This window comes from Sphingobacterium sp. N143 (assembly GCF_030325625.1).
Taxonomy (GTDB): Bacteria; Bacteroidota; Bacteroidia; order Sphingobacteriales; family Sphingobacteriaceae; genus Sphingobacterium.
The window spans coordinates 189,939-206,972 of the sequence record NZ_JACAIS010000004.1 but is presented as its reverse complement, the minus strand read 5'-3'; the positions used below and the strand labels follow the sequence as shown (position 1 = coordinate 206,972).

The following is a 17,034-nucleotide window of genomic DNA, read 5'->3' as shown; positions in this document are numbered from 1 at the left end:
AATAGGGCCAATGAACCGTGCTATTATTTACGGCTATTAAGAAAAAACAGGTATATCCGGATGAATATCCATGTTAATTTGCAGAGAAATTGCTGAGTATGCGGGATATTCGGTCGGACTTTTAAAAGAAAAATTATTTGCGTATGAAATTTTTAGGACTTAGTGCAATTTTTTTATTGATGACCCAGGTGGGGTTTGGACAGGCAAAACAAAATGTTGGCGATTTTAGTTCAGTGCTGGCGACCGATAAGATACAGGTCGAATTGATCAAGTCAGACGAATCTTTGGTGACCTTTGAAGGGCAGAATTACGAAAATGTGAAAGTGGTCAATACCAACGGCGCCCTTGCATTGAAGATGAATACGTTAAATATGCTACAGGGAGGAAATATTTCTGTTAAGGTCTATTATAAGAGCCTGAAAAATGTAGAGGCTAAAAAAGGCGCGAAGGTATTTGCAACAACAAAGAATACGATCTCAGCTGATCATTTAAAAGTATATGCTTCAGAAGGTGGCTTAGTAGATTTATATGCAGATGCCAAAACTGCTGAAGTGAAGGTAACTTCAGGAGCAACTGTGGCACTTTATGGAAAAGCAAATAGACAAGAGGTCATTTCTAATTTTGGTGGTAAATACGAAGGAAAGGATTTTAAGACGACGACTACCCTGGTGACCGTTAATGGCGGCGGTAAAGCTGAAGTGCATGCCGTGGATTCGATTGAAACGAAAACCCGTGGGGGAGGAGTGATCGATGTTTATGGTAAGCCCGAACAACGTGTAGAGAAGAAGATGGCCGGTGGAACGGTCAACTTTAAATAAGGAAACTGTCTTGATTTTGTCAATTTTGGTAGGAAGCTGTTTTTGATGAATTATAGCGAAACTTTAGGAAATTAGAGTTAAAAGATGAAATAAAAGGGTTTACGCTTCTGGGAGCAGGAAAGGGCTGTTTAACTTTTTTGTTGAAAAGGTCAAATATTTTGTTTTTCTGCTCCGGAGCCTTCTTCATTTGTGCTTAAAATACTTATTTTTGTGTTGGGAATAATAAAAATAGTATTATGGCAAAGCGTAATTATGTTTCAAATTCTACGGAATCTACGCGTATGTTCAAAAATGACTTTTTGGAGTCTTTGACGAAAGTGCACTGGAGTGTACCGTTGATTTTCTATGTACCTGTAGTTGTTTTCTTTTCTTATAAGGCACTGGTTTGGGGAGAAGTTCCTTTCCTTACATATATCGGGTATTTTATCTTCGGACTGGCATTTTGGACTGCATTTGAGTATGCCCTGCACCGCTGGGTATTTCACTATCATCCCACATCAACATGGGGAAAACGGATCGCATTTATTTTTCATGGTGTTCATCATGATTATCCAAGGGACCGCATGCGCCTGGTCATGCCACTCTCTGCGAGTATTCCATTGGCAGTTTTGGTCTATTTGGGATTTACTTTATTTTTTTCTGATGAGTTTATCTTAGCCTGTTTCTTCTCGGGATTTATGGTCGGTTATTTGATTTATGATGAATGTCACTATGCCATGCATCACGCCAATTTCAAGAGCGGCATCTTTAAGCGGATCAAACAGCATCACATGTTGCACCATTACTCGGATCCTGAGAAAGGATTTGGGGTGAGTTCTTCACTCTGGGACGAGATTCTGCGTTCGGGCTTTGAAGAAAAGGAGCCTAAGAAGGAAACCTCAACATTAAAAGAAGGGAAAGTATAGCTGCATTGGTTGAATGACAGTCTAAAACAAAAGCCTTTGGAATAAGCTCCAAAGGCTTTTGTTTTTTTATGTATTTCAGTTTTGTTCCACCAAATAAGATCTGGATCACAGCTCTCGTAAAGGATTGTACAGGGAAGGTTTGACTGGTTATCAAAAAAAACCGCAGAGGCTGTGTCTGCGGTTTTTTTTGATATAATGTCATTAGTTGAGGACAAATTTGAATCCAAGGGAGAAACGTGAAGGCTCAAAGTTAGAACCGTGCGAAAGATTCCACCAAGGTTTCCAATCGAAGTGCATGGCCAAAGGTGCTGCAGGAATTCTGAACTCTAGGCCTAGTGCCGGACGGATAGCAAAATCAACATGGGTATCGCCATCTTTCCAGTGATAGTCATCATACCAGTCGTTGTGCCATTTACCATAATCAATAAATGATACTTGAGGACCTACACCCACATACCAAGATAGACCGCGGGATCCAGGAATACGTTTGTTATAAGAGTAGTCTACACCGACCACGGTGATATTATCACCAAATAAAACTTGAGCGTTTCCGGCATCATGGCCACCAAAATTATGTTTTATCTGTGGGCCAAACAATGATTCCCCATCTCCTAAATCTATTCCGATGCCAATAGCTGTCCGGTAAGGAGTTTGCGCATTTGCCGGCTTATTTGCGACAAATAATAATGTAAAAAGTGTTAAAAAAGGTAGAAGTACTTTTTTCATGATATTAAAAAAAATGTTAGTGTTAAGTTTTCGAAAGGAAAACTTTCGCTGTTATAACAAATAGTTTGCCAAAAGGATCTGTTCATCTGGATAATTTTATTTAAATAGTTAAAGTGCTTGTTATTAGTTTGTTATTTTTTTTTGGTTTAGTGTATCTCCTTCTGTTCGGATATGAATTGAAAATTCGGTTAAACCAAAATAAGAGAAACGATATAGGAGATAGTATTGTTCATCTATAAAACAAGGTGAGTATAAGGAGAAAACTTTAGCAGGGAGCTGACATGGAGCATATACAGATCAACAGAAAAAAAATTGAACAATGGATCGCGGAGGGCTATGCCGTCATTCAGGACGGAAAACTGATCAGGGTTGAAGGCGATGTACATGATTTTTTGGCACAATTTACGGATGAAACGGAGCCTAAGCCTTATCTGTTGAGCGAATTGATTACTTGGCCTGATGAAGAGCTTAAAAAATTGTAAATGGAGCATTATGGAACAGATGAAGATTGCAGCGGAGAAGGTGGTACCTATTGATTTTGATTCCGACGAACTTCCTCTTGAAGTGAAGGAACTTCGTCCTGTCGTATTTAAAGAAGAAGCGTCATACTGGTGTTTATTGGGGCCGGATCCACATCAGGGTATTTTCGGAAGTGGTGATTCGCCAATGGATGCTTTAGGGGATTGGTTGGCGAATCTTAGGCAGCGAGTAACAACAACGGATCCCGATGATGAAGTGGCCAATTATGCCCGGGATAGTTTGAAAATATCCAATCGTGACGTATGGTAATTTCAGAAGCTACAGGAGTGTATCTGAGATCAGAACGATTAAATAAAAGAGGGAATGTTATGGAACATATACAGAACAACCAGCGAAAACGGGATGCTTTAAGAAAAGGGTCTTCCTATGATAAGCACGGTGTGGCGATGTACATCCGTTTGGGTTTTATGGCCATAGTGATGTTTTGGGCAATGTATTTTACGATGTTTGCCATGATTGACCGTTTGGAAAATCTTATTTTCAATATCAACCAATTGCACATGACGCTATTGATGACGGCCGTCATGTTACTCATTGAGCTGGGGATCATGCAGGCAATGTATCCCAAAAGGGTCATTAACCTAGGAATTGCCATGGTCACACTTGCTGTCGGTATTTTCTCCTGGTTCGGTATCCGGGAGCAGATCAATGTGGGGGATGAGCAATTTATCAAAGGAATGATCCCACATCATGCTGCCGCGGTATTGATGTCAGAGAAAGCCAAACTGACCGATCCCGAACTTATTGCCTTACAACAAAGTATTCTTGAAACACAGCAGCGTGAAATTGCATTGATGAAACGTAAACTCAAAGCACTAAAGGGAAAATAAAAGGATTCTTCAACAATTGTAATAGGCCTCGGGGATAGCTACTTTTTTGCCGCTCCAAGTTTCTAGTTGCTGCGCATAAGGATCCAGTTCATAGGTGTCGGCTTCATACAGATAATCGTATTTTCCTGTCTTTAAATACACCAGCAATAAAGCATACCCGTGGCCCTTGGCAGGTAAGATATTTTGGATTTCAAAATAGTCAATGTCGTCCATGACATAGGTTACGCTCGTTTCTTTTCCGGCAAAACCGATCTTATTATTCTTTTTGTCCAGCCAAAAGCCGCTGGATTTTCCGAGCTGGATGTTTACAGCTGCAGGGATATGCTTGACCGCAGCATTGTGGCGATAGTTCTGCTGGATGTCCAGCTTTCTCTTCAGTTTTAAAATGTCGGAGACTTCGATTGTTTTTTCGTAGACAGGATCTTCCAATAAGCTGGAATAATCCCGATGATTGTAAAAATGCAGTGAGGTACCGCCATCATCATAACTCGTTTCATCGTCGTAGGTGTAACAGATGGAACTGGAGATCTGCTTTCCGAAATCAAAGGATAAATAACATTGGTCTTCTCTTTCGTAGCCATAATCTTCAGGGTCATATGCATCATCATCGAGCCAGAGTGACCGGAGATCCTGATAACTTTTGTCGGTATTGGAAGAATCATATAAGGTACTGAAATATTCCTGGACAGCCAGATGCTGGGGAATATTGTCACAATAGATCTCGAGCTGTTTCAACCACAGACTACCTACACGGACCGGGTAATCGATCTTAAAATACCGCGTTCCATAGGCTGTCGTATAGTAATGTCCTATGCCAAGCCGCTCAATAGCGGCATAGGTAATGTCCCAGGAAATAAATTGACTGGGTTCGGTATATACTTCAAAGCCTTCGTCGTCGTCTGCATAGGATTCCGGAAGGATTTTGTAATTGCAGTCTTCCAGCCGAATCCAGATTTTGGCTTTGCAATCCTCCTGTTGACCGATGGTATTGAAGAATATACTATCATGGAACCCAAATTGTTGGGATAGTATAGGATAGACCTTCGAAAAACCTTTTGATTTTGCAGAGATATAGTGCTGGTGGTCCTCGAACAAAAATAAGAAGGGTTCCCCACCTAACAGTTCAATATAGGCATAACGCAATTTTGTCAAGCTGACTTGTTCCTGTTGCCCGTTGTCTCGATAAAAGAGCTGGTCACCATCAAGCCAGATTTTACTCTTGTTATTTTCGGGTGGAAAGAAGGGCGAATGTTTAAAAATGTCCAGCATATCCATGTCTTATTTTCTGGAAACTAAATTAAGCTTTTAGATCCAGATAAACATCAAGTTCAGCATCCAATCTTGTTCGTCATGTGCATGATAGCAGGGCTCCAGACTGTTTGTCTTCCTCAATGGATGGTCGGGTCATTCAATGTCTTTAGGAAAGCGATGATTTTTGCGGTTTCCTGTTCGGTCAATCCCAGGCTGTCAGCTGGAAGTGTCTGGTTGCTTAGTGTAAACCCGAATTGTTGCCCACCACCTTTATTGTAGAAATCCATTACCTGCTCGAGGGTCATATAACCACCGTTATGCATGTAGGGAGCAGTTTTGTCTATATTACGAAGCGTCGGGGTTTTGAAAGCATACTGGAGCTGGGGAATTGTTGGGTGATAACGTCCTCTGCCCCGATCTTGGTCCAGCTGTAGGTTACGGTGGTCAGTAGCAGTTCCCAGCACTTCGGATTCGGTCTTGGCATATTCAGGTGGCACTGTTCCGTTAAACAGGGGTATAAAATGGCAGGTTGCACATTTGGCCTTACCTATGAAAAGATTGAAACCAGCTTTCTCATCAGTCGTGAGCGCCTGTGATTTTCCTTGCATATATTGATCAAATCTCGAGTCAAATGTTGCGAGCGAACGGATATAGCTGGCCAATACATTCTGCAATTGCCAGGTTTCAATGGACTTTGTTTTATAAATCTGCTGAAACACCTCCCGATAGGTTTCATCTTGATTCAGCCGCGTAGTGATCTCATCCATTGAGCCATGCATTTCATCTTTATTGGTGATGACATCCATACTTTGTGCTTCGAGATCTTCCCGGCGCATGTCCCAAAATTGCCCATGCTGATAGTTGCTATAGGATAAGGAAGGGCTGTTGCGGTCCATCTTTTTTCCGGCCAATGTCAAGGGTGTTGTCATTCCGTCCGAAAATCCTTTTTCGGGATGATGACAGGAAATGCAGGAACGTGTCCCATCACCGGACAGGATATTGTCCCTGAATAGCTTGGCCCCCAAGTGTACCTTTTCATTGCTCATTTTTTGTTTTTCCCCAGGCGTGAAAAAGTCGGGCTCAAATGCATTTTTACTGAATAAGTTGGATGCTTCGGGTGAAATCGGGTGGTGGATATTTAGGCTGGGGATATTCTCATGTTTTCGAAATTCGAATAATGCATCTGATATGCTATTGAGATGTTGATCAATCATCGTGAGGTAGTCAAATTTATTACGGTCCCTATTTTGGTTGAGTGCAGCTTCGGCAGTCTCAATAAGATGGAGCGTATGGTCGATGTCCTGCTGATGCTTGACCTGAGGTCTGAGCATTTTCAGTATATTCCCTACCCCCTTGAGGGCATCGGCAGATTCGGGCAGACCTCTACCTGAAAGGGGCGTGTCAAAACCTGTAATGCCTAATGTTGTAATCCGGAATATTTGGTTGCGGAGGGACTCCATCAATTGGGGTAATGATAATGTATTGACTTCAAAATAGGTGTTTATGGCCAGGGATTTATTTTTTAGCTTTTTGAGAAAACGAAGTGTTTCCGCTTTATTTTCTGCCTGATAGGCTGGATAAAAATATTCTTCCAGTGTCTGCAAACCTTCGGCCTCAAGCACCATATTTTCTTCCAGTTCAATCTCATCGAGGTTGGGACCATTTAAAAACCGTGCTGTTTCAGGCATGAAATAAGCAACGGCCCATTCCATTGATTTATAAGTGGACCGTAAATGGTCAAAACCAGCCTGTAGCTGTTTGGTATCTTGTTCATCTTTTACAAGCGTTAGCTGCTGATCGATCTGTCTGTCAAAAACATGGTTGATTCGTAAAACTTCCTGTCGAATTTCGTGTAAATCTCGGGTGACGGAAGACTTGTTTCCTTGACACATGATAGCGAGCAATACGGTAGCAAGTAAGCTGGCTACGATCCAATATTTCATTGATTTATTTTGTAAGATTCAAGTTCAGAATAATAAAAAGAGCGATATCCCATCGGAAGATGGGATATCGCTAGATAGCATAATCATGCAGGGGATTTATTTTTGTACGTCCCTGATGAGGACAACCTGCCCGCCTTCTTTATTGGAGACTGCTCCAGATCCATCTGCATTGGCAAATTTATCATGCTGCCAAGTATGGGAGTGGATATTGACGGCAAAGGTATTTGGTATCCCGACCAAATCTGAGACATCGGTCATTGCACCGAACTCCCAGGAGCCAAATCTATTCAGGTTACCACTTTGGTTGTAATTTTTTTGCCAATCGGCGTCATCCCTTTTATGGTTCATGTTGAGCCAGGGTTTATAAACCTTCGTAGCCATATTGTATTGCCAGATGTAAGAATCGTGTTTGGCTGCGGGATAATAGGAATCACCATCTTCTTGAATATAGACATAATTTTCAGTCACACATAGGTTATCGGGGTTGATCAGGTTCTGTCCAGGATCTGAGTCTCCCTCAGCAATCACTTCGAGCTTTCCTTTCATCATGTCTTTTGCATCTAAATTCAATTTATAAACGCGGCCCCACATAGTTAGCCCTTCGGTTGGGTTGGTACCATCGCTGGACTGCCCTGTTGCGGTAAAATAGATCTCACGACCATTGCCCTGACCTTTTCTATAATCCACATCTTCAACTCTGGAAAAGCGGATGGCCTGATTGTCTAGGTTCTGCTTATTAATCTCTTTACCCGTCAGGTTTTTCGCATTGGGGATCTCGACAAACTCTACGTCATAGGAACTCCCTTTTTTCATATTTGTTTCGGTATAATCGCTGTTGCTCCGTTTCAGGGCATAGAGTTTTCCATTTTCTAGATCTCCCTGCTTGTCGGCCACATACATGATCAACTGTCCGGCAGACTGGTGACTTGAACTATACGATTGGTCCTCACCGATTAAAATATAGGTTTTCCCATTGGAAACATCTTTTGGGAGAGGAACGGCATTTTCCATGGAGGCTTTTCCCAATGCCGGTTTAACACGTGTTTTATCAGACCGCTGTCCTACAGAAGCCAATGGGTCCAGGGCGTGGACCATGCTTTCCTCACCCGATTCACCAGCTGTTAGGAAGGCTGAAAAACCATGTTCCTCTGGTGTTGCCAGCGTGGCTGAACATAACCTCGTGCTACCACCATTGCCATCCATGATGTATTCGCCCTTGACAGGTTTGAAATTTTTGTCCAGGTAAACACGTGATACGGATTGGGTGATTTCATGATTGCTGATCATGAGGAAGCCATCGGAGTTTGGATCCTTCATAAAACCAGCGCCATCCGGCTGGCCTGCAAAAACAAAATCTGGCGTGCCTGACAATTGGTCAGAACTGGAAATCAGGGTGGTGACCTTCAAATGCTCAAAGCCGGGCATAGCATAGACAAAGGCCGGCTCTTTTGAGTAATTCTCTAAAGTTACGATAGGAGGTTTTTCTTCTCCACCTTCTATTTTATCATTGTCCTTGCAGCTATGCATAGCCATAGACAAGAGTAGGCTCAGGATAGTAATTTGGTTTCTTCTCATAACGTAAAGGTAATGCCGCTATATTAGCTGTGCATTAACTTTATTTTAAGGTTATGTGGGTTATAATGGGGGGGGGCAGCATCAGGGGGATAGGGATTGTTTTTTAAGAAAACGATCTGCACTGCGTAGATGTGGCCATGAAAAAGCGAAGATAGTTATTGTACAAATCTAGAGCTGATTCCCCGTTTTTTGATATAGAAATTAAGGGCACGTCCAGCTTCAGTTGGGCGATCAGTACTGAGGATATCTGCACCACGATCAATAAAGCCTGCATAGAGTTGAAATCCCCTTTTGGAAGCCTGTTTATCCAGGTTGCCCAAGGTCCCCAATATGCACATGATGCCATGGTCATGTAGTATCTTCGTCAGCTGGGTATCTGCCTCACGTGTGCCAATGAAAGCTAGCAATCTATTGTCTGGAATATCTTTTTCATTCAATCGTGATAGATCATCCACTGTTCGGATTGAGGCTGAAATCATGAGGTCGCCGGCAAGACTGTGTATTTTGGCTGCCTGATTGGCACTGTAGGTAATGACAACCACACTGGCTTCTGCACGCTGTTTACGAATGGCGTTGATAACAGCTTCATAGGGTACATCATTTTTGATATCCAGTGTAAAGATGACTTTTCCCTTTCCCCAGGCAAGAGCTTCTTCCAGTGTTGGGATTTTATAGGGGGTCAGTTTTTTATTGTTGTCAACAAGACGAAGTTTTTTGAGTTCGGCTAATGTCTTAGCTTTAATAGGTCCTTTGCCGGTTGTCGTTCGGTTCAATGTGTTGTCATGCATCAGCACCAATGCGGAGTCCTTACTCAACCGAACATCACATTCAACAATAACGGGTTGAAGACTTGCATTGTAGGCGAATGTCTCTACAGCATTTTCTGGATATCCAGTCGCTGGACCACCGCGATGAAGGCTGACCAGGGGGTAACGGTTATCATCATAGGTCAAAAATTGATAAAGCTCTTCTACGGTACTGAGCTGAATCCGTTTTCCTACCGGTAGTCCTTCGGTATTGGCGCCGTTGCGAAAACAGCCGGTCATAAAAAGGCCGGTCAATAGAAGTAAGGTAAGATAGCGCAAGCGGTTAGTCATGGGTTATTTATTGTACTGATTGATGAGTGTGGCTAAAGTTTCTACCGTTGTATTCAATTGATCGATGGTTAAATGGGCCTGTGTGTAATAAGGCTCTCTTTCTGTTAGTTTATCCTCAATGAACGTGCGGAGCTCATCGGGAGATTTCCCGATCAGGATGGGTCTTTTATGTAATTTGGATTGAGAAAGTCGGTCAAAAAGCGCTTTTGGTGACATCTGTAGATAGATGGCATAACCATTGGCCTTGATCCATTCCATATTATCAAAGAAGCATGGCGCACCGCCTCCTGTGGAGATCACGGCATAGCTGTCTGCAAATTGACGGAGCTGTTCACGTTCTAGTTTTCTGAACTCTTCTTCACCGTGTTTTCCAAAATATTCGGTAATGGTCATTCCGATTTGTTTCACAATCTCCTCATCGGTATCGATGAAAGGCAGATCTAATTTACTGGCAAGCTTTTTACCAAGCGTGGTCTTTCCACTACCCATATAGCCAATTAAAAAGATAGGTTTAGGCATATGCTATTATTTGTCTTTACTTAAAAAATGATCTTCAATTGTTTTGGCTTCAGGAAAATTGTTGTAATGCCACTTGCCCATGACATTGCCTCCTTTTAATAGGAGCACACCAGGATTGGCCCGCACCATACTTTTGAGCGGGATGAGGTCTGCATAGTAAATTTCAGCAATCAACTGCATTTTATCGCTGAGGTATTGCGCATCTTTGGAGGCTGATGCGGTCAATAGGACGATCCGGAGACCGTTATAGTCTTTGGTCAGCTGCATTGCTGTCTGGTTGATTTTCTGGAGCGCATCAATATTCGCCGATGAAAGATCTTTGGCAACAATAATCATATTATAATATGGATTGCTGATGATTTCCTGTGTATGGTCTGCACCGTCGGCATCTGTGATCAGCAGATCTGGGATAGGAATATCATATCCCTTTTGAATAAGCCGGCTTTCGGGTTCGCCAATAATCTCCCAAGATTCATCTTCCCAGAGTTTATCGGCCATGTATACCTTATCATTCACTTGTTTTGTGGCCCCTGTTTTTTTGTTCTTCATGGTGTAGAGCTGTTCAAACACATCAGCTTGCTTACCCTCTGGCAATACCATCAACGCAGGTAGATTATTACCGACTTTGTAGGGCAGGAAATCTATAATTGGGAGATAATTGACGGTATAAATTCCGATACCTAAGGAAATAATTGCCGTAATCAAAATAGCGGCAAATTGATTGCCTGAACCTTTGATCAGGGATCTGATCTGCTTGCGCCTGAAAAATATAATCAGGATCAGAGCCAAGAGCACCAGATCTTTTGAAAAAGATTGCCATGGTGTCAATGGAATGGCATCACCAAAACAGCCACAGGAAGTGACAACTTCGAAAAATGCGGAATAAAAGGTCAAGAATGTAAAAAATAAGATCAGCAGTAACAGTCCCCAAGCCACCGTATTGGCATATACGCCAAGCAGCAACAGGACCCCCAGCAGAATCTCGAACCCGCAGACCAGCACTGCTATTGCCGTAGCGTATTCATTCATGGCGCTGAGATGGAAGACCTCAAAATATTCCTGCAGCTTATAGCCGAAACCAGTAGGATCATTGGCTTTTATAAATCCTGAGAAAATAAAAAGTAAGCCTGTGAAAATACGGCAAAAACCTAAAAAATAATTTGTCTTTGTATGCGGTGCTGTGGCTGTCATCATCTGATTATTGTTGTGCTATCCCTAACTTAATTAACGCAAACACGGCGTAGTTGAGCATGTCCTGATAATTGGCACCTATACCCTCGGATACAAGTGTCTGTCCGTTATTGTCCTCGATCTGTTTGACGCGGTGTATTTTCATCAGGATCAGATCGGTCATTGAAGAAACCCGCATATCCCGCCATGCTTCACCGTAATCGTGATTTTTGGCCAACATCAGATCCCTTGTCTGGGTGACCTTTTCGGTATATTTTTGATTGACGAAGGCTGGATCAAGATTTTCCTCTCCATCCTGACCAAGGTCGATCTGAATCATTGCCATGATACAGTAATTGATGATCCCGATGTATTCATCTACAATGCCTTCACCCACTTTGGATACTTTTTTGATTTCTAGGGTGCGGATACGCTGTGCTTTGATATAAATCTGGTCTGTAATGGACGAGAGACGCATAATACGCCATGCTGTTCCATAATCTTTTGTTTTTTTAATAAATAAATCTTGACAGTGCTTGATTACACTGTTATATTCTTGCATAGTATCCATATCGTTTTTTGAGAAAGAACTTGTTGAGACAAGTCTAGATTACAAGACAAATATAATTAGAAAAAAGTACTTCTGATGGTCAAATTAATGTACAATTTATGCTATTTTACCAAAATATTAAACAATTTTCAGGGAACTCTCTATCATAATGATGCCTGGCGCTTGTGCTAGGGCGGAGTATTTTGGAAGAATCGGTTACCTCATGTACTGATTTTATACTTTTTATGGTTAAAAGGAATTTAGCTCCTCGTTTGAGGATTATGTCAACAGATAATTATTGCATATCAAAGGCAATTTATCTAAGTTTGATCTAATATCAAGGTTGATTGCCAACTTTGACTGTAAACGAAATAGAGATTCATGGATTTTCAACAACCTATTATTCGAGAAGTAGAGATCATCCGTTATGTGCAACCTTTTCGGGAAGGAGGATCGTTGCCGGCATTGGTCGATGCGGATGATGGCTTTAGTTATGTCATCAAATTTAGAGGGGCTGGACAAGGGCGAAAAGCGTTGATCGCTGAGCTGATCGGTGGAGAACTGGCGAGATTGCTCCAGTTGCGGGTGCCTGAGATTGTCTTTGCCAACCTGGATGAGTCTTTTGGACGTACCGAACCGGATGAGGAGATACAGGATCTGCTTAAATTTAGTGTCGGAAAGAATCTGGGGCTGCATTTTTTAAATGGTGCCATCACGTTTGATGCCAATGTGGATGTTATCGGCGCAGAGGAAGCATCCAAGATCGTTTGGCTGGATGCTTTGCTGATGAACGTAGATCGTACCGTACGAAATACCAATATGTTGATCTGGCATAAGGAGCTGTGGTTGATCGACCATGGGGCTTCACTGTATTTCCATCATAGCTGGGATAACTGGGAAGAACAATCGGTCAAACCATTTGTTCAGATTAAAGACCATGTCCTGCTGAAAAATGCGAGCATGGTGGTACAGGTAGATGCCGAATTTAGCTCCAGCTTTACTGAAGATGTTTTTCGGAAAATAGTAGCGATTGTGCCGGATGAATGGCTGGCAGATCCCGAACGAGACTTGTCGGCTGAGGATGCCAGAGAAGTGTATGTTTCTTTTTTGAAGGAGCGCATTGCAAATTCGTCCATTTTTGTAAAACAGATTGAAGATGCCAGAAAGAACATTGTATGAGTATGCTGTGGTACGGCTGGTACCACGGGTGGAGCGTGAGGAATTTATCAATGTTGGTGTTGCGCTCTATTGCCGTAAATATCGTTTTGCGAAGATGATCTATGCCATAGATGAACAAAAGGTGAGGGCCTTATGTCCAAAAATTGAGCTGGAGCTGATTGAGAATCATCTGTCTTCTTTTCAACAGATCTGCAACGGCGATAAGCGTGCTGGAAAACTTGCTGCACTGGATATGACCGAAAGGTTTCGCTGGCTGACGGCGAAGCGAAGTACCTTGATTCAATGTTCGGCATCGCATCCGGGGCTTTGTGAAGATCCAGAAATCACATTACAGGAGCTCTTTGAGCGTTTGGTGCTGTAGTGGACAGCTGGCTTGGCTTGGGTAATGAAAGGCATGAAGATGTCGGGGTATTCGTCCAACTATGATGGAAAATGAAGAAAAGGTGACCAAATAAGAGGAGTATTGGGATACTTTCATGAAAATAAGGGTTAATCTATCAATATTGTATAGTATATTTGTTTCAATATTTACTTTTGGAGATGCATGATTTTTATCAACATATCTATGAACAGCAACTCGCTGTTTTAGAAATGCCTTCTAACAAGAAGATCTGTGGTTGGGCGACCAAAATTCTGGATGCACTTTTTCCGGAACGAAATTCGGGTGAGATGAAATCGGTCGATGACGTGAAGCTGGCTTTTGAACAGTTTGAGCTGGAGCTGGAACAGCTATTGAGCAAGTCAAAAGCCTGTGGAAATTGCAATCATTCGAAAGTGGCGCGCCAGTTTTTTGAGCGTATTCCAGCACTTTATGAGCTGATGTGCTGGGATGCTGATGCGCTGATGGATGGGGATCCTGCTGCACAGAATAAGCGGGAAGTGGTCCGTACTTATCCTGGTTTTTTTGCGATCTGTATTTTTCGGATGGCAAATGAATTGCATAGGCTTGGCGTGCCATTAATTCCCAGGATATTGACCGAACATGCACATTCAAAGACCGGAATCGATATCCATCCGGGAGCCACCATAGGTCATCACCTGCATATTGATCATGGGACAGGGTTGGTGATTGGTGAAACGTGTACGATCGGTAATTATGTGAAACTTTATCAAGGCGTAACCTTAGGGGCTCTGAGTGTGGATAAAGGATTTTCGAATGTGAAACGCCATCCAACAATTGGCGATCATGTGATTATTTATTCGGGAGCGACGATCTTGGGAGGTGAGACCTATATTGGGCATCATTCGGTGATTGGCGGAAATGTGTGGTTGACAGGGTCAGTGGAACCTTATACTACGGTATATCATCAAGCAACATCAAAATTTATAGATTCAAAACCAATAATATAGAAACTTATGGGAAACATCATAGATACCATTGGCAATACTCCCTTGGTCGAGATTACCCAATTTCATTCAAATCCGAAGGTGCACATCTTTGCGAAGATGGAGGGGAACAACCCTGCGGGATCGGTTAAAGACCGTGCGGCACTGAATATGATCCGTTCGGCATTGGAACGTGGAGAAATTTCAAAAGAGAGTAAACTGATCGAAGCTACCAGTGGCAATACAGGAATTGCCCTGGCGATGATTGCTGGGATATATGGTCTGGACCTGGAACTGGTGATGCCCAAGTCATCTACCAGAGAAAGAACGCTTACGATGGAAGCCTATGGTGCTCAGGTTACTTTGCTGGAATCGATGGAAATCTGTCGTGATTATGCGGAGGAGAAGGCAGCAAAAGAAGGCTATTTTATCTTGAACCAATTTGCGAATCCGGATAATTATAAAGCACATATCAAAACGACAGGACCTGAGATATGGCGTGATACAGCTGGCAAAATTACGCATTTTGTAAGTGCAATGGGAACGACAGGAACTATTATGGGGAATTCAATGTACCTTAAGGAGAAAAACCCTGCCATCCAGATCGTGGGCTGTCAACCCACACCGGAATCTTCCATACCAGGCATCAGGCGCTGGCCTGAGGCGTATCTGCCAAAAATATTTGATCCGAGCCGCGTGGACCGTGTGATTGATATTTCACAGCAGGAAGCGACCGAACTGGCCCGTGAACTGGTGAAACGTGAAGGTCTGTTTGCCGGAATGAGTACGGGGGGCGCATTTGCTGGAGCGCTTAAAATTGCACAAGAAATTGAGGAAGGGGTGATTGTATTTATCGCCTGTGACCGGGGCGACCGTTATCTGAGCTCCGATCTGTTTGCTTAGGTTGCCATGCGATCAGGCTATCTGAAATAGCCTTGTTCGACAGCCTTACATTATTATGCTATGTTTATAATAATGTAAGGCTATTTTTTTTACATTGATGCATGATTCCTGATGTTCTTGGATTTATATAGCCTGGCCAAAAGTCAGCAGATTATTATCGGGATCCAGGATGGAGAATTCCCGTTGTCCCCAAGGTTTGGTCTCCAGTCTGCCGTTGGGATGAATGACAATATTATTTTCCTGCATGAACTGATAGAGCTGGTCGATATGATCTGTACGGATGTAGACCATACCATAGTTCTCAGCAGGTAAAAGATCAGCGAATTCAAAAAAATGGATTTCGACAAGATCTTTTCTCATCATCAGATAACCGGGATAGTCTTCGGTCCCGCAAGGTTGAAAATGGAGCTTTTCCAGGTAGAAATGTTTGGTGGCGGCTTTGTCACGCATGGGCAACTTGGGGTGTATGGCGGTCAATTTCATAACTTGTTTCTTATTTGATATAATGTTGAATTTAATTGAAATATAATGATTTATATGTTTAAATCAGCAGGAATTTAAGACTGTATAGGTGTAACCGCTGATTTTTGCTGAATAATACCTGTAACATCAATAATATATAGTTATGACTTATTATTTTTTATAGTTTAATGGATAATTAAAAGTTATTCAAATTTGTGCCATATCAATTTACAGTTATATGGACAAGAAAGTAAGTGCCGAATTCCGGTACAGACAGCTTTTAAATAAAAAGGTTTCAATTCGAGAGCTTATCTTTATTCTTTTATTCGTTATGTGTCTTACACCGATGGTGTCGGCACCAATGGCTTTACTGTTGGGGATCATTGTCGCACAATGGATAGGTCATCCTTTTTTGACGCTCAACCATAAGCTGACTCAGCTTATGCTACAAGTATCGATCGTGGGATTGGGGTTCGGGATGCAGGTGGATACTGTGATACAGACCGGGAAGCAGGGATTTTTCTTGACCCTGTTGGTGATGTTGGGCACTTTGTCTCTGGGACATGTATTGGGCAACTTATTCAAGTTAGAAAGGGGAACAGCCTATTTGATTGCCGTGGGAACAGCAATCTGTGGCGGAAGTGCTATTGCGGCAGTTGCACCGGCAATAAAGGCAAACGAAAAGCAGATCAGTATGGTTTTGGGAACCGTATTTTTATTGAATGCCCTGGCATTGTTCGTATTTCCTACGGTAGGCCGTATCCTGGATCTCTCACAAACCCAGTTTGGATTGTGGTGTGCCGTAGCAATACATGATACCAGTTCTGTCGTCGGCGCGGCAAGCAAATACGGCAGTGAGGCACTGGAAGTTGCAACAACGGTCAAATTGACACGGGCATTATGGATTATTCCAATTTCGTTTTTGAGCAGCCTGGCGTTTAAATCGAACGGAACGAAAGTCAAATTTCCTTATTTTATCGCATTATTTATACTGGTCATTATCTTGAACAGTTATGTTCCCTGGTTCCAATCCATTGAGACGTATATGGTGGCGATATCCAAGATCGGACTTACATTAACGTTGTTTCTGATCGGAGCAAGTATGTCGAGGGATGTCCTATTGTCTGTCGGTCTCAAGGCGATATTACAAGGTATAGTACTGTGGCTATGCCTGTCAATCCCGGTCCTAGTGTATATTTATTTTTGTTTTTAAACGGTCAGCAAAAGGAAATGGGAGATA

At 42.4% G+C, this 17,034-nt stretch carries 19 protein-coding genes; 10 read left to right on the top strand and 9 right to left on the bottom strand.

The genetic code is table 11. The features are described from left to right. Window positions 1–143: 143 nt before the first annotated feature. Both HX021_RS09850 and HX021_RS09845 read left to right on the top strand, forming a co-directional pair. A complete protein-coding gene (locus HX021_RS09850) occupies window positions 144–818 on the top strand; it encodes a head GIN domain-containing protein (protein WP_286590055.1) in 675 nt (224 codons plus the stop codon). A 236-nt stretch (window positions 819–1,054) separates the two neighbouring features. Then, window positions 1,055–1,723, top strand: a complete 669-nt coding sequence (locus HX021_RS09845) for a sterol desaturase family protein (protein WP_286590054.1) — start codon at window positions 1,055–1,057, stop codon at window positions 1,721–1,723. Window positions 1,724–1,924: 201 nt separating this feature from the next. Here the strand turns inward: HX021_RS09845 and HX021_RS09840 are convergent, their stop codons facing one another. Beyond that, window positions 1,925–2,449, bottom strand: a complete 525-nt coding sequence (locus HX021_RS09840; protein WP_286590053.1) for a hypothetical protein — start codon at window positions 2,447–2,449, stop codon at window positions 1,925–1,927. A gap of 281 nt (window positions 2,450–2,730) precedes the next feature. Here HX021_RS09840 and HX021_RS09835 point away from each other — a divergent pair, with 281 nt between their 5' ends. From HX021_RS09835 to HX021_RS09825, 3 genes are read left to right on the top strand one after another with little or no spacing between them, the layout of a single operon-like run. Continuing rightward, on the top strand, window positions 2,731–2,931 hold the full coding sequence (locus HX021_RS09835) for a hypothetical protein (protein WP_286590051.1): 201 nt from the start codon (window positions 2,731–2,733) through the stop codon (window positions 2,929–2,931). Between the two features lie 10 nt (window positions 2,932–2,941). Beyond that, entirely contained in the window at window positions 2,942–3,238 is a 297-nt protein-coding gene (locus HX021_RS09830) for a hypothetical protein (protein WP_286590050.1), read from the top strand. 59 nt (window positions 3,239–3,297) lie between these two features. Beyond that, window positions 3,298–3,819 (top strand): DUF305 domain-containing protein, encoded by a 522-nt coding sequence (locus tag HX021_RS09825; protein ID WP_286590049.1) that lies wholly within the window; start codon window positions 3,298–3,300, stop codon window positions 3,817–3,819. Between the two features lie 9 nt (window positions 3,820–3,828). Here the strand turns inward: HX021_RS09825 and HX021_RS09820 are convergent, their stop codons facing one another. The 7 genes from HX021_RS09820 to HX021_RS09790 all read right to left on the bottom strand — a co-directional run bounded on the left by HX021_RS09820 (window position 3,829) and on the right by HX021_RS09790 (window position 11,945). Next, on the bottom strand, window positions 3,829–5,088 hold the full coding sequence (locus HX021_RS09820; RefSeq protein WP_286590047.1) for a hypothetical protein: 1,260 nt from the start codon (window positions 5,086–5,088) through the stop codon (window positions 3,829–3,831). A gap of 119 nt (window positions 5,089–5,207) precedes the next feature. Next, window positions 5,208–7,013 carry a cytochrome-c peroxidase gene (locus HX021_RS09815; protein ID WP_286590046.1) on the bottom strand — a complete coding sequence of 602 codons (1,806 nt, stop codon included), beginning with the start codon at window positions 7,011–7,013 and terminating at the stop codon, window positions 5,208–5,210. Window positions 7,014–7,109: 96 nt separating this feature from the next. Further along, window positions 7,110–8,588, bottom strand: a complete 1,479-nt coding sequence (locus tag HX021_RS09810; protein WP_286590045.1) for a hypothetical protein — start codon at window positions 8,586–8,588, stop codon at window positions 7,110–7,112. A 155-nt stretch (window positions 8,589–8,743) separates the two neighbouring features. Then, window positions 8,744–9,685, bottom strand: a complete 942-nt coding sequence (locus HX021_RS09805) for a glycerophosphodiester phosphodiesterase family protein (RefSeq protein ID WP_286590044.1) — start codon at window positions 9,683–9,685, stop codon at window positions 8,744–8,746. A gap of 3 nt (window positions 9,686–9,688) precedes the next feature. Continuing rightward, a complete protein-coding gene (locus HX021_RS09800; RefSeq protein WP_286590043.1) occupies window positions 9,689–10,204 on the bottom strand; it encodes a shikimate kinase in 516 nt (171 codons plus the stop codon). 6 nt (window positions 10,205–10,210) lie between these two features. Further along, entirely contained in the window at window positions 10,211–11,398 is a 1,188-nt protein-coding gene (locus HX021_RS09795; RefSeq protein WP_353621029.1) for a BT_3928 family protein, read from the bottom strand. A gap of 4 nt (window positions 11,399–11,402) precedes the next feature. Next, window positions 11,403–11,945 (bottom strand): DUF1599 domain-containing protein, encoded by a 543-nt coding sequence (locus HX021_RS09790; RefSeq protein ID WP_286590042.1) that lies wholly within the window; start codon window positions 11,943–11,945, stop codon window positions 11,403–11,405. Between the two features lie 360 nt (window positions 11,946–12,305). Between HX021_RS09790 and HX021_RS09785 the strand changes: the two genes are divergently transcribed. The 4 genes from HX021_RS09785 to cysM all read left to right on the top strand — a co-directional run bounded on the left by HX021_RS09785 (window position 12,306) and on the right by cysM (window position 15,332). After that, on the top strand, window positions 12,306–13,103 hold the full coding sequence (locus HX021_RS09785) for a HipA family kinase (protein ID WP_286590041.1): 798 nt from the start codon (window positions 12,306–12,308) through the stop codon (window positions 13,101–13,103). After that, complete coding sequence (locus HX021_RS09780; protein ID WP_286590040.1) at window positions 13,081–13,464, top strand: DUF3037 domain-containing protein; 384 nt, start codon at window positions 13,081–13,083, stop codon at window positions 13,462–13,464. The genes HX021_RS09785 and HX021_RS09780 overlap by 23 nt, the downstream gene beginning before the upstream one ends. Window positions 13,465–13,643: 179 nt before the next feature. After that, window positions 13,644–14,453 carry a serine O-acetyltransferase gene (locus HX021_RS09775; RefSeq protein WP_286590039.1) on the top strand — a complete coding sequence of 270 codons (810 nt, stop codon included), beginning with the start codon at window positions 13,644–13,646 and terminating at the stop codon, window positions 14,451–14,453. Between the two features lie 6 nt (window positions 14,454–14,459). After that, on the top strand, window positions 14,460–15,332 hold the full coding sequence (cysM, locus tag HX021_RS09770) for a cysteine synthase CysM (RefSeq protein ID WP_286590038.1): 873 nt from the start codon (window positions 14,460–14,462) through the stop codon (window positions 15,330–15,332). A gap of 123 nt (window positions 15,333–15,455) precedes the next feature. On the opposite strand, the gene HX021_RS09765 is transcribed toward cysM, so the two are convergent. Further along, a complete protein-coding gene (locus HX021_RS09765) occupies window positions 15,456–15,815 on the bottom strand; it encodes a bleomycin resistance protein (RefSeq protein ID WP_286590037.1) in 360 nt (119 codons plus the stop codon). Window positions 15,816–16,032: 217 nt separating this feature from the next. Here HX021_RS09765 and HX021_RS09760 point away from each other — a divergent pair, with 217 nt between their 5' ends. Continuing rightward, window positions 16,033–17,007 carry a YeiH family protein gene (locus HX021_RS09760; protein WP_286590036.1) on the top strand — a complete coding sequence of 325 codons (975 nt, stop codon included), beginning with the start codon at window positions 16,033–16,035 and terminating at the stop codon, window positions 17,005–17,007. Window positions 17,008–17,034: the final 27 nt, after the last annotated feature.